Source organism: Salicibibacter kimchii (assembly GCF_003336365.1).
Lineage (GTDB): Bacteria > Bacillota > Bacilli > Bacillales > Marinococcaceae > Salicibibacter > Salicibibacter kimchii.
Genome location: NZ_CP031092.1, coordinates 1,333,010 through 1,345,791, shown reverse-complemented (window position 1 = coordinate 1,345,791; position 12,782 = coordinate 1,333,010). Strand labels below are relative to the sequence as shown.

General features: G+C 46.5%; 11 protein-coding genes. 2 read left to right on the top strand and 9 right to left on the bottom strand.

The genetic code is table 11. The annotated features are described in order from the left end of the window. Window positions 1-55 precede the first annotated feature (55 nt). From DT065_RS06770 to DT065_RS06740, 7 genes are all read right to left on the bottom strand, one after another. On the bottom strand, window positions 56-946 hold the full coding sequence (locus DT065_RS06770; protein ID WP_114371921.1) for a metal ABC transporter permease: 891 nt from the start codon (window positions 944-946) through the stop codon (window positions 56-58). Further along, complete coding sequence (locus DT065_RS06765) at window positions 943-2,244, bottom strand: metal ABC transporter permease (protein ID WP_114371919.1); 1,302 nt, start codon at window positions 2,242-2,244, stop codon at window positions 943-945. Before DT065_RS06765 ends, DT065_RS06770 begins: the two co-directional genes overlap by 4 nt. Next, window positions 2,237-2,992: a metal ABC transporter ATP-binding protein gene (locus DT065_RS06760; RefSeq protein ID WP_114371917.1), complete on the bottom strand. Its 756-nt coding sequence runs from the start codon at window positions 2,990-2,992 to the stop codon at window positions 2,237-2,239. Before DT065_RS06760 ends, DT065_RS06765 begins: the two co-directional genes overlap by 8 nt. Window positions 2,993-3,080: 88 nt before the next feature. Beyond that, window positions 3,081-4,040, bottom strand: coding sequence for a metal ABC transporter solute-binding protein, Zn/Mn family (locus tag DT065_RS06755; RefSeq protein ID WP_227002751.1), 960 nt, complete (start codon window positions 4,038-4,040; stop codon window positions 3,081-3,083). 612 nt (window positions 4,041-4,652) lie between these two features. After that, window positions 4,653-5,624 (bottom strand): 2-hydroxyacid dehydrogenase, encoded by a 972-nt coding sequence (locus DT065_RS06750; RefSeq protein ID WP_114371915.1) that lies wholly within the window; start codon window positions 5,622-5,624, stop codon window positions 4,653-4,655. Window positions 5,625-5,647: 23 nt separating this feature from the next. Beyond that, complete coding sequence (locus tag DT065_RS06745; RefSeq protein ID WP_114371913.1) at window positions 5,648-6,208, bottom strand: cysteine hydrolase family protein; 561 nt, start codon at window positions 6,206-6,208, stop codon at window positions 5,648-5,650. Window positions 6,209-6,225: 17 nt separating this feature from the next. Next, a complete protein-coding gene (locus tag DT065_RS06740) occupies window positions 6,226-7,161 on the bottom strand; it encodes an AEC family transporter (protein WP_114371911.1) in 936 nt (311 codons plus the stop codon). Window positions 7,162-7,308: 147 nt separating this feature from the next. Between DT065_RS06740 and DT065_RS06735 the strand changes: the two genes are divergently transcribed. Continuing rightward, window positions 7,309-8,265: a metal ABC transporter solute-binding protein, Zn/Mn family gene (locus DT065_RS06735; RefSeq protein WP_114371909.1), complete on the top strand. Its 957-nt coding sequence runs from the start codon at window positions 7,309-7,311 to the stop codon at window positions 8,263-8,265. A 154-nt stretch (window positions 8,266-8,419) separates the two neighbouring features. Here the strand turns inward: DT065_RS06735 and DT065_RS06730 are convergent, their stop codons facing one another. Both DT065_RS06730 and DT065_RS06725 read right to left on the bottom strand, forming a co-directional pair. Next, window positions 8,420-8,725, bottom strand: a complete 306-nt coding sequence (locus DT065_RS06730; protein WP_114371907.1) for a plasmid mobilization protein — start codon at window positions 8,723-8,725, stop codon at window positions 8,420-8,422. Between the two features lie 650 nt (window positions 8,726-9,375). Further along, complete coding sequence (locus tag DT065_RS06725; protein ID WP_160112440.1) at window positions 9,376-9,636, bottom strand: transposase; 261 nt, start codon at window positions 9,634-9,636, stop codon at window positions 9,376-9,378. Window positions 9,637-10,666: 1,030 nt separating this feature from the next. Here DT065_RS06725 and DT065_RS06720 point away from each other — a divergent pair. Next, complete coding sequence (locus DT065_RS06720) at window positions 10,667-12,709, top strand: thioredoxin domain-containing protein (protein WP_114371904.1); 2,043 nt, start codon at window positions 10,667-10,669, stop codon at window positions 12,707-12,709. Window positions 12,710-12,782 lie beyond the last annotated feature (73 nt).

Genomic DNA, 12,782 nt, shown 5'->3' with positions numbered 1-12,782 from the left:
TTTTTGATAAACGCTCAGAAGCGCCACTCCAATCGGAATGACGCTCCAGGAACGTTCACGTATCTGCATTGACTTCACTGACTTTTTTTTGCGAAACAGCCTTTGCAATCAACCCATGAGTCGGGGAGAAAATAAAGGCTAGCAAGAAGAGTACGCCTGCCATCGTTGCCATCATGCCGGCAATGGAAGCATCTAGCCAGGCAGCGATGTAGTACCCTGAAAATGCGGCGAGCATGCCGAAAACTGCACTAAGGATAAACATCACAGGAAAGCGTTCCGTTAGCAAGTACGCGGTTGCGCCCGGGGCGATTAACATGGCAACGACGAGTATCGCTCCGACTGCGTCAAAGGAGGCGACCGCTGTGAGGGATGTCATCCCCATGAGGATGTAGTGCAACAAGCCAACGGGTAGTCCAATGGCAGCCGCGAGTTCAGGGTCAAACGTGCTGAGCTTAAATTCTTTATAAAAGAGCAGGAGCAGTATGACGTCGATGACGAGGACAATGCCAAGCATCCATACCGCCTGAGGAATCCCTTCAATGCCGAACCAATTCACCGTCTCCCACGGAATAAATCCAATTTCCCCCATAACGGTGTGCTCCACGTCAATGTGGACATTGCTCGCATACATGGATACGAGAATAACCCCGATAGCAAACAAAAATGTAAAAACGATTCCGATCGCAGCATCGGATTGGACGCCTGCAGCATTGAGCATTTGCACGAAAACGGTCGTGAATACGCCGACAATCAATGCTCCAATAAACATCGTCCATCCATCCAACGATTGAGTAACGAGGTAAGCAGAAATAATCCCAAGTAGCACCGTGTGGCTGATCGCATCGGATAGCATCGCTAATTTCCGCAAAATAAGCAGGACGCCGACGATCCCGCAGGTAATGCCCACAAGAGAAGCGGTTAAAAGAATCCAAAATGTATAACTCATCTAAAGTAGCCCTCCTCTTGCCGGAGTATCTGCAATAATTTAGGCTCCAGATGATGCTCATGCAATAAAGCGTGTAAACGCCCTTGCTCTTCTTCAGGGAGTGATAAAAAATCCCAGTTTCGTTTTTCCATGTGAAGGTTGGCAAAGCGAACTTCATGCATGGAATATATCTGCATGTAACGATTGTTGAGTGTAATCTTATGCGCTGTTTCTCTCCCTGACGCCGTCAATTCATACCCTTGTTCCCTCGCGGCAATTTCCCCGTAACGCTTTAAGTTGTTCAGTGTTTTTTGAAACCTACGTTCGGATAACGGACGCAATGCCTGGATGTCCTCCCGAGCGAAAGCTTCTTCGAAGGATCGTAACGTTTGGTAACGCTCTTCGGCGAGTTCATAGAGGCTTTGTAACATTTGCTCTCTTGCCGTTTGTTTGCGCAAATGCCATAAACGGTAAGCTTTGACAAGCAATCCTTTTTTTGGAGCAACGATGAGGGAAGCAAAGAACACCATACTAGCGGCAACAATGATAAGTGGGCCTGTAGGCATACCGGAAATCGGCGCCGAGATCATCGTGCCCAAAATACCGGAAATGGCACCGAAAATGCCGGACAAAACAACCATGATATCCAGGCGATCTGTCCAATAGCGAGCGGTAATCGCAGGTGCAATCAGCATCGCGACCATCAAAACGACACCGACAGCTTGGAGGCCAATAACAACAGCCGCCACGATCATCGTCATTAAGAGACCATTGAGAATAGTCGTAGGCAAACCAATGCCTTGTGCGAACTCAGAATCAAAAATGAGCAATTTCAGTTCTTTAAAAAGTAAAATAGTAATAATGACCAAAATCAAGGCGACAGAAGAAATAACACGGACATCCGCGCTTGTCATCGCGGCTGCCTGCCCGAAAATAAATTCGTTCAAACCGGCTTGCCCCCCGATGGGAAGATTGTTAATAAAGGTGAGGAGAACAATGCCGATCCCGAAAAAAACAGATAGAACCAAACCGATGGCCGCATCTGTTTTCAATCGGGTATGATGGATGATCGCTTGAACACAATACGTTCCCAAGTAAGCCGTCAATCCTGCCCCCAACAACAAGGCGCCCATCATTTTTTCCCCAACAATGAGAAAGGCGATGCAAATGCCGGGGAGGGAAGCGTGACTCATGGCGTCACTGATCAGGCTTTGCCGACGCAACAGTGCAAAACTTCCGAGGACTCCGCTGGCGATTCCGAGCGCGGTAGTCCCGATCAGCACCCATTGAACATTCGGGTAAACGAGTATCTCAAACAAGGGAGCTCACTTCCTGTTCTTTTTCCTGGTCGAAGAGTGTTAATCGTCCGCCATATGTTTTTTGCAACAGGTCTTTTTTAAAGGTTTCTGGCGTTGGTCCGAAAGCAATTTTTCGGACATTTAGCAGCATGATCCAGTCAAAATAATCCTGGACGGTTTGCAAATCATGGTGAACGACGAGAACGGTTTTCCCTTGGTCTTTTAGCTCGCTTAATAATTTAATAATCGCTCTTTCCGTAGCGGCATCCACGCCGACGAACGGTTCATCCATAAAGTAGACCTGAGCGTTTTGGGCAAGTGCACGGGCGAGAAATACACGCTGTTGCTGCCCGCCCGACAACTGGCTGATTTGCCGGTTGGCGTATTGGTCCATGTCGACTTTTTCAAGACAAGACATGGCTTCTCTAACGTCTTTCTTTTTTACCCTGCGAAAAAGACCGATCTGGCCATATCGTCCCATGAGCACAACATCAAGGGCATTCGTCGGAAAATCCCAATCGACCGACCCTCTTTGCGGAACATAACCGACTATTTGCCGTTGCTTGCGGTAGGGCTTTCCATAAATGTTGACTTCCCCGGAAGCTTTTGGCACAAGGTCGAGAATCGATTTCAACAATGTTGATTTACCCGCACCGTTGGGGCCAATGATGCCAATGAGTGTGCCTTCCGGTGCCTCGAAATTGATACTTTGGAGGACCGGTTTGCGGTGATAAGCCACGGTAACGTTCTTTGCAGTGATCGGATGCATGGTGTGATACTCCTTCCAATGATTAAACGCGTCCAAAAATAGGCAGGAGGGAAAACAAAGCGCGAACGCTTCCCCCGCTGCCATTGCCTTATTCCAATACGTCCACGATTTGATTGATATTTGCTTCGTACATCCCGGTATACGTGCCTTCTTCGGTGCCGGGTTCTCCCATCGCATCGGAATAAAGGGCACCGCCGTTTTCAACCTCGTGGCCTTGTTCCTGCGCGCCTTCGATGACGGCATCAACCGCACTGTCGGAAACGCTCGTTTCGGAAAACAACGCATTGATATCCCGTTCGATCATTTCATCAATGATACCTTGCACGTCGCTTAGCCCGACCTCGGCCTCTGTACTAATGCCTTGTAGACCCATCACTTCCATGCCGACGGCGTCACCGAAGTATTGGAATGCATCATGGGCGGTTACGAGTACGCGGCTGTCTTCGTCGATCGTTTCGATTTCTTCTTCCGCCCATGCTTGTAGTTCTTCGAGTTCATCGATATACGCGTCTGCATTGGCTTGATAGTCGTCTGCATTCTCAGGGTCGAGTTCAGCTAAACTGTCTCTGACGCCTTCAACCGCATAAGCCCATAATTCAGGATCAAACCAAATGTGTGGATCAGGCGCCCCGGCTTCCTCTTCGTCTTCTAGGATGGCTTCGTCAGGAACCTCTTCGCCCAGTGTGTGCACCGGCTTTTCATTTCCCATTTGCTCCAACATATCAGCCATTTGTGCTTCCAGATTCAACCCATTCCAAAAGATAATATCCGCTTCGTCGAGCTGTTCCACATCTCCCTGAGAAGTTTCATAATTGTGTGGGTCAATGCCGGGTCCCATTAAACCGGTATTGTCTACGTGTTCCCCGCCGACATTTTCCACGATGTCATTGATTTGCCCTATAGTCGACGTCACTTGGATGGGTTCATCTCCCTCCGCAGATGCAGAGTCATCTGATGTTTCCCCACCTGATTCTTCATCGCTACAGGCAGATAACAATAACCCTAAACTTGTAAAAATTGATAAGTAAAGAAAAGCTGGTTTTTTCAATTTCCATTCCCCATTTCTTTTATGTTTGTCAAGTTGATCACCATGATTGAGCAATAATTTTACTTGGGACAAACAATTTTGCATAAGCAATAAATTTTGCCTTCGTGCAACTTATAGTTATATATTATGCCCAGAGGCGTGATTTGTCAATAAGCGAGAAGAAAATTTATATTGGGATTTATATGTTTGCAGGGTGAAAAACGATTATTTTTTATGAAGAAAAGAGGGAATGGCAAGATCTGTTTTGGGTCAAGGTGACCAAACAGCGGAAAAGCTTCGTGTCTCGGTCATCATGAAAGCGTCATGAATCCCGAACGAGGGGAAAGCGACATGGTTTGGTCACCATGAAGGGGGCATGGAGCCGAAAATCGAAAAAACTACCAGTTACAGGCATCATAAAGGCGTCATGGAACCACAAAAATGAAAAATCACCGGACCTGAGTCGTCATGAAAGTGACTGTTTTCTGTGATCATCACGATTAATTACCGTCAAATGAAGACAAAATAACAGGCTAAGCGAAAATGTTGCCTTCAAACACTAACGCAAAAGTGTCCGACCTCCTACTCGGACACTTCGCGCATCAATTCTCTAAAAATTGTACCCTCCTGCATCTAGCGCAACTCTTTAATCACATTTTGCGGCGTATCCCCAAAAACACCTTGGACCATATTTTCAGCAGCCCGCATCATCATGGCTTCATCTGTTTTTCGGGTAGCGGACCCGATGTGCGGGGTTAACGTCACATTGCGCAGGGACAACAGTGGGTGATCTTTTGGAAGCGGCTCTTTCTCAAATACATCGAGCGCGGCACTGAAGATGGTCTCCTCTTTTAAAGCTTGGACAACTGCATTTTCATCAACAACCGGGCCTCGCGCTCCGTTAACCAAAACCGCGCTGGATTTCATCAACTGCAGTTCGCGTTCACCGATTAAATGGTGGGTAGCTTCTGTTAAAGGAACGATGAGCACGACGAAATCCGCTTCTTTCAAGAGGTCGTCCAATTCGAGGCGGACGGCATCGTATTTTTCTTCCATTTCCAGTTTTCGGGATCGATTATAATAACGAATGTCCATGTCAAAGCCAAAGCGTGCCCGTTTTGCCACTTTTTCACCGATTCTTCCCATGCCGATGAGGCCAAGTGTGCGTTGATGAATGTCATAGCCGTAAAACGCGCGATCCGGTTCTAAGCCCCAATGTGCCCCCTTCACATATTCGTGGAGTTCGGCAATTCTGCGGCCGCCGGATAAAACGAGTCCGAAAATCAAGTCAGCGACTGTTTCATCGAGAACATGGGGCGTGTGGGTGCCATAAACGTTGTGCTTCTTTAATGCAGAAGTGTCAAAGTGATCGTATCCAACGGAAACCGTGCTCACGACTTTGAGGTTCTCAGCGTCCGCAAGTAACGGTTCGTCAACGTCATATCCCGTTAGAATGGCGCCATCGGCACTTAGCAATTCTTCTTTTAATTGATCCTTTGGCACTTTTTTGTTTTCGTCATTCCAGATTCTATATTCGCAATGTTCGGCGATATAAGCTTCTACATCTGATGGGATCGGGTGTGCAATGTAAACGTATGGCTTCATGATTTATCCTCGCTTTCTTGGTGTTATTCGGAGACAACGTTCGCGCCGAGGCAATTTTTAAAGTGGCCGAGTGCCCATTTGTGTCCATCGGCGTTGAAACTTTGGACAGCATCTTCGTGAATGGTCAGTGCGAATCCGCGATTATAGGCATCGACGGCGGTGTGCAAAATACAGATATCCGTGCAAACGCCGACGAGGTGGAGGTGGGTGATCCCTCTCTCGCGCAATTTTAGCTCCAAAGGCGTCCCGGCGAATGCACTGTAGCGTGTTTTGTCGAGCCAATGAACGTGAGCCGGCCATTCTGCGCCGAGCTCATCGAGAAACGTCTGGACTTTTCCGTATTGGTCATGCCCGCTCGTTCCCCGGATGTTATGGGGTGGGAATAAGGTTGTTTCCGGGTGGTATGGATCATTTTCTTCATGAACGTCGACGGCAAAGAAAACTTCCTGCTCTTGCCGATGGAATTGTTGCAATATGGACGCTAGCCTCCCTTCGATGTTTTGCCCCGGCTCCCCACATGTTAATTTTCCTTCCGGTGCCACGAAATCATTCGTATAATCAATGACAATTAACGCTTCATGCATCAATCATTCCTCCTCGTTTAGGATATAAAATTGGCATAGACAGCAATGATCGGAATTGTGGCCAGACAAAGGATCGTTGAATAGATGATCGTCATGACCGATTCATTTTCCTGCTCCGTATACCGTGAAAAAAGAACCGTTGCCAAAGTAAATGTCGGTAAAGGAACTAGGATAATGAATAATTGTTTTAAAAAGTCGTCCATCGGCAAATAGGCGATGATCGTGATGCTAATGATCGGAATAATGAGCAGGCGCATGGATAATGGAAACCAAAGCTTCGGGAACACGAATTTTTGCCCTTTTTTAAAAAAAGGTGGCAACAAGAAGCCGATGTACAACATCGAGAGTGGCGCTGATAAGCTGGACAACATCTCAGTTAAGTCTTGGAGGATGACAGGGGCATCCAGACCGCTAAATGCAAACAAGCCACCGACGACTAAGGCGATTAACGGAGCGTTGAGCAACGCTTTTAATTGCCTAAAGTCAAATTGTCCATGGGACTGCAACATGAAAATCCCGAGGGAGAAAATCATCAAATCAAGCCCGGCATTAAATACGGAAGCGAGCAATCCGCCGGTCGGACCGAAAATGGTGAAACTGAGCGGGATACCGATAAATCCCGTGTTGCCAAACGCGGAAAGAATGGCAAGCTTTTTCGCCCAGGACGACGAAAAGCGAAACATTCGTCCAACCAGAAAAGCAAAAAAAACAGCTCCAGCATGAAAAATAATTGAAAAAATAAAGATCGTAACCGCTTGCTGCATGATTTGTTCGGATATGTCCGTGTTAAAGATGCCGTTTAAGATAATGGCCGGTACGGCGATATTAATAATAATGCCCATGAAAAGTTGCTTCGTATTGTCCGTAATCGGAAAGCGAAAAGCGACGGCCGCCCCGAGCACAATGATGAGCGCCATCGTCGCGATCGCGAGCGTGACAGTTGCTACATCCATAAACTGAGCCCTTTCTGCTTTTCTATGAAGGTAAATGCTGATGGATATTATACTAGATTGGAAGGAAAATGTAGAGAGGCATTGACATGAACGACGTGTTCCTCTAGTCTTAAATCGTAATAATTACTATTTGTGAGGATGTTACGGATGTGGAAAACATTTATATTAATCATTATTTCCGGCATAACGCTTACCGGTTGCCAAGGAGAAAGCTCGGATAATGAAACGGAAGGAAGCCCTTTACAGATTCACACGACGGTGTTTGCTTTGAAAGACTTCACGTCAAAAATCGGCGGCAGTGAAGTAAAAGCCGAGAGCATCTACCCGCCGAATGCAGACGCGCATTCCTTTGAACCGACCGCCAATGAGTTGATCGAGCTCGCGGAAAGCGATGCCTTTATTTATTCTGGCGTAGGCATGGAAGGCTTTGTCGAGACAGCCGAAGATATGCTCGCCGATGAGGATGTAATGATGGTCGCGGCGGGAGAGGGCATTGAACTTATTGGCAGCGCCCACGACCATGATCACGACGACCATGATCACGACGACCATGATCACGAACACGACGCTGAACACGGGGACGGCGATCCACACATTTTTCTTGACCCCGTCCGTAGTATAGACGTTGCGGAGAATATTAAAAATACACTTGCTGAGCTACGACCTGAAAAGGAAGCATATTTCACAGAAAACTATGAAGTGCTGCGCGACGATTTGAAAACGCTCGATCAAACGTTGGAAACGACGTTTGCAGAGGCTGACCGTGATCAGCTCATCGTCTCACATGCCGCATACGGATACTGGGAAGACCGTTACGGGTTGGAACAATTAAGTGTGCTTGGCCTTTCTTCAAACGAGGAGCCGTCTCAAGCGGAGCTTACCGAAATCGTTGAAATCGCGGAAGAAGAGAATATCGGTTACATCGTTTTTGAAAATAACGTGAGCAGTTCCGTCACCGAAGTTATCCAGGAGGAAATCGGCGCAGAAAGCCTGGTGCTCCGAAACTTGGAATCCATTTCCGAAGAAGACGCGGCCAATGACGAAGACTATTTCAGCATGATGGAAAAAAATATTGAGACGTTGGAGACAGCGTTGAATGAGTAGGGTTGTGACGTTGATCTGAGACAAGAGGCGTAGGTAAGCCTGTTACCTGCTCCTACGCCGTATTGTTTATCAGCCAAATTTTGCAATATATCAGCCAAAACGCCAAAACGAACGTTTTATCAGCCATTCCGTCCTAACATAAAATCCGTTCAAGCTAGTCATTAGAATGCTTAAGCGATCGCTTTACCACCATCCTAATGAATGAACTTTTAGAAAGACCGTTTTCTTTTGCCAGTTTTGATATCATATTATTTTCTTGTGGACTTAAACGAACGGTAACGACTTCTGATTTGTTCGATGGGGCAATCACTTCTTTATTGTCGATATCTTCAAGTGGATCATAATTTTCGGCATCGTATTTTTCAAAATCGGAGAGAAGGTCTTCCTCGGTGACTTGATGAAGATCATTCACATCAGTGGGTTTTTGCACATTTATTTTTTGACGCCCTTTTTCACTCATTCTCGAAGCACCTCCCTTTTTTGATAATATAGATTTCGAAGTTTTCGATCAGCCCAATATGAGGTAATAATATAAAGGTTGCCATCTTTGAAAAGCCGAGAGACAATAAATAGAACTCTTCCATCCGAAGATTCACATAGTATCTCAAGTAACTTGCTAGAAGAATGTGAACGATCGGCCGGTTGTTTTTGCCTTGGCTTTAAAACAACACGATAGGGGTCGCCTAAAGCATCGGAAATATTATCAGAATAAACCTTATGCTTTGTGTGGAGTTTGTGTTCAATTTGTTGGCTAAGAATAATTTTTCCGTTAAAAGTTTTATCAAATTCATTTCTACCTATACTTTTTGGCAGTTTAATCACCTCGAAAAGGTGTAATAAATTGTATTCGTTTGTATTACATTAAACCCCTTTTAAAAAGATGAATCAAGTGGTAAGCAGGGAGAGCTTTTTGCGATGTAACAATTTTTTCGCTTTGGGTGTAAAAATGATATCAGGCTAGGCCTGATTTATTTATTTGAAACGTCTCAAAATGGCCCTCCACGAGCCACATTCCGAGATCATTCGTTTTTGCACTCTAAAATTGGATACACGTATCCTGTTGTCCACAAGCCCCCTTGTAACATTCGGCTTTTCCCCATGTGGATGGCGTTAGGAAACAAGGCTTCGCATTTTTTCCGGACGCCCTTCTTGGATATGGCCTAAGGCCATCGCCAACCCCGTTTTCATTCTCATCTTTCTTTGCCCGTGCGTGGTATGCTGTTCGAAGCCAAAGGACACGTCAAGCCGGCTGTTCACGCGTTCTACGGATGTTCGTTTCGCGTATTCCTTCTTCCATGTATAACTGGCTCGATCGATGGGTGAAAACACACGGCGATCTTCAGCGATCGGAATCCGAAAGCCTTGAGACACGGGGCACTCCGCCTGTCCTTCACAGGTGATGCCATACTGCGCTCGCAAACCCTAATCTCGAGGACTCATTTGGATACTGAGCAATGCTATGAGTCCGCTAAAACCGATCTTGAGGACTAAGATGGATCCCGTGCAGCGCATAGAGTCCGCTAAACACAATCCTGAGGACTTATTTCGATCCCAAGCATCGCTTAGAGTCCGCTAAAACCATTCCTGAGGACTCCGATGGATCCCGCGTAACACAAAGAATCCTCAAAACCCAATCTCAAGAGCATATCTGATACTGAGCATTGGTACTCACTTTTCATGCAAGAGCGCTTTTATCCTTTGGAATCAATGTTTCGTGAATGATACTGTTGAACGCCGCTATGCCTATGATTGCGTTCGAATTTGGGGGGATTTATTTTCGCCTTTCTCTCAGCCCTTGCATCACAAGACCTTTGGAACATCGCAAATAGCTCAGGGAAAGGCTTTTACGTATTATGGTTTCTGAAGGACGCTAGAAATTGGATCCGCTCCCATTGATGTCACAGCTCCATTTTTCTTCGACAAAAGTACCATAGAACACTGTATAAAAGAAGCGCCATCAGTAAGTCAGTGTACGGCTGGATGCCTACTTCTTCTATGAATATAGAAAAGGGAAACGTAGTATCTCCGGTTTTCAATAATCATCTCCGAATCTTCGTATTGCTCATGTACATAGAGATGAAATTTTCGGAAGGAGGGTTTTGATGATGAAAGTGGTAAAAACGTTATCTTAAAAGATTACCAACCATTCGAGCATCTTCGATGCACTGTCAAAAATGAGAATGCGCTCCTGCTTGAATGCGGGGGCTTACTTTTTGTTATACTATCGGCAAGATGTTCCTTCATAAAACTCTAAACGGTTCTATTGACAACTGTCCATATAATACGTGGGAAACATTTCACCAAAAATGGTTGATGGTTCCCGCGTACCCCATAACGTATTTTGTTTTTATACATAGGCAATAAGGGTACAACGGATGATAAAGGAGAAAGGTGTGGTAGGATGTCTGCTCAGGAAACACCGAATACGTTGATCCATGCGAAATCTCCTTATTTGCTTCAGCATGCGTACAATCCTGTTGATTGGCATGAATGGGGAGAGGAAGCATTTGCGAAAGCCAAGGCGGAAAATAAACCAGTATTTTTATCCATCGGCTACTCCACCTGTCATTGGTGCCATGTCATGGCCCACGAGTCGTTTGAAGATGAAGAAGTAGCCGCGCTTTTAAATAAAGATTTTGTTTCCATTAAAGTGGACCGCGAAGAGAGGCCGGACGTGGACTCTATTTATATGGATGCTTGCCAGGCGATGAATGGCCACGGAGGTTGGCCGCTGACCGCTTTTTTAACTGCGGATCAGGCGCCGTTTTACGTGGCAACATACATGCCGAAACAAAGCATGCAGCAAATGCCGGGGATGCTCGATGCGTTGCCGCAGCTTGCCGAACAATATCAGAAAAACAGAGATCGGATTACGGATATCGCCGGGCGGGTCAAGCAAGCACTATCCGAGGGGATTCAAGCAGACCCGGAAGAGATTGGCGCACATACACTTGAGAATGCGTACGACCAATTAAAAGAACAATTTGACCAAACGTATGGCGGATTGGAAGGAGAGCCTAAATTCCCGATGCCGCAACATATTTTGTTCCTTTTTCGATACGCGGCATGGGCGAATGAGCCTAATGCGTTGGAAATGGCGAAAAAGACGCTTAAGCAAATGCGCGACGGCGGCATTTATGATCACATCGGCGGCGGCTTCGCCCGCTATTCCGTTGATCAGCGCTGGCTCGTCCCGCACTTTGAAAAGATGCTTTACGACAACGGATTGTTGGCACTCGCCTACACGGAAGGGTATCAGGTGACCGCTGATCCTTTATACAAACAAACGGCAAAAGAAATTCTTGATTACGTTTCGCGTGGGATGCGCGATGAGAATGGCGGCTTTTACTCTGCTGAAGACGCCGATTCGGAAGGGGAAGAAGGAAAATTTTACGTTTGGACGAAAGCGGAAATCCTGGATGTTCTCGGCGACAAAGATGGCACGCTATTTTGTGACGCCTATGGCATTAGTGACATGGGAAACTTTGAAGGAAAAAACATTCCCAATCAAATCGATGCCGATAGGCAAAAAATAGCCGCGGAGCACGGCGTGACGGCTGAAACGTTGGAACAACGATTACAAGCAAGCCGCGCCAAGCTGTTTAACGTCCGTGAACGCCGGATACACCCGCATAAAGATGATAAAATTTTAACAAGCTGGAATGGATTCATGATTGCGGCGTACGCAAAAGCGGGAGCGGCATTCGCCGAACCCATGTACATTGACCGTGCGGAAAACGCCTATCGGTTTTTGACATCGATGATGTTCGAAGAAGGCCGAATAATGGTTCGCTATCGTGACGGAGAAGTAAAGGAAAAAGGCTTCATCGATGATTACGCAAACGTTTTGTGGGCATGTCTGGAGCTATATAACGCAACGTATGAAGGAGCGTATTTGCAACAGGCGAATCATCTGGCACAGGAAATGAAGCGGCTTTTTCAGGCGGAGAACGGGGCCTTTTATTTTACGGGCAAGGATGCAGAAACCCTTCTTACCCGTCCGTCATCATGGTCAGACGGCGCCGCGCCCGCCGGGAACTCGGTGGCTGCCGTGCAATTGTTGCGCTTGGCGGACATAACGGCTGATCAGGCATTTTTCAATGATGTCCATGAACTTTTACAAACGACCAGCTGGCGTTTGGAACGTTATCCGATCGGCCACCTCCATCTACTACAAGCGTTGCTCATGCGTGAATGGCGTGGGAAAACGCTCGTCGTTGTTGCCGGTGACGATGGTTTGGGGGATGATCCCGTGATCCGGCATTTAAGAACTGCCTTCACCCCTCACATTCAACCGCTCGTGATCAGGGAAGGCGAGAAGGATGTGCCGGCATTTGCGAAGGATTTTACGGCTATTGATGGAAAAAATACGTATTATCTCTGTGAAAATTTCGCGTGCCAACGCCCGACAACCGATGGGGAAGAATTGCTTGAAAATTTGTAGGATAAAGCTTTTGACAATTATCCAACAGTAGTGTGTCATGCTTGCTTTACGCCCTTGGCTTGTGAGATGCTAA

Bases quoted from the DNA above. Each gene is read 5' to 3' on its own strand.
- DT065_RS06770 (WP_114371921.1), bottom strand. From the start codon at position 946: ATGAGTTATACATTTTGGATTCTTTTAACCGCTTCTCTTGTGGGCATT.
- DT065_RS06735 (WP_114371909.1), top strand. From the start codon at position 7,309: ATGTGGAAAACATTTATATTAATCATTATTTCCGGCATAACGCTTACC.
- DT065_RS06745 (WP_114371913.1), bottom strand. From the start codon at position 6,208: ATGCATGAAGCGTTAATTGTCATTGATTATACGAATGATTTCGTGGCA.
- DT065_RS06720 (WP_114371904.1), top strand. From the start codon at position 10,667: ATGTCTGCTCAGGAAACACCGAATACGTTGATCCATGCGAAATCTCCT.
- DT065_RS06740 (WP_114371911.1), bottom strand. From the start codon at position 7,161: ATGGATGTAGCAACTGTCACGCTCGCGATCGCGACGATGGCGCTCATC.
- DT065_RS06760 (WP_114371917.1), bottom strand. From the start codon at position 2,992: ATGCATCCGATCACTGCAAAGAACGTTACCGTGGCTTATCACCGCAAA.
- DT065_RS06750 (WP_114371915.1), bottom strand. From the start codon at position 5,624: ATGAAGCCATACGTTTACATTGCACACCCGATCCCATCAGATGTAGAA.
- DT065_RS06730 (WP_114371907.1), bottom strand. From the start codon at position 8,725: ATGAGTGAAAAAGGGCGTCAAAAAATAAATGTGCAAAAACCCACTGAT.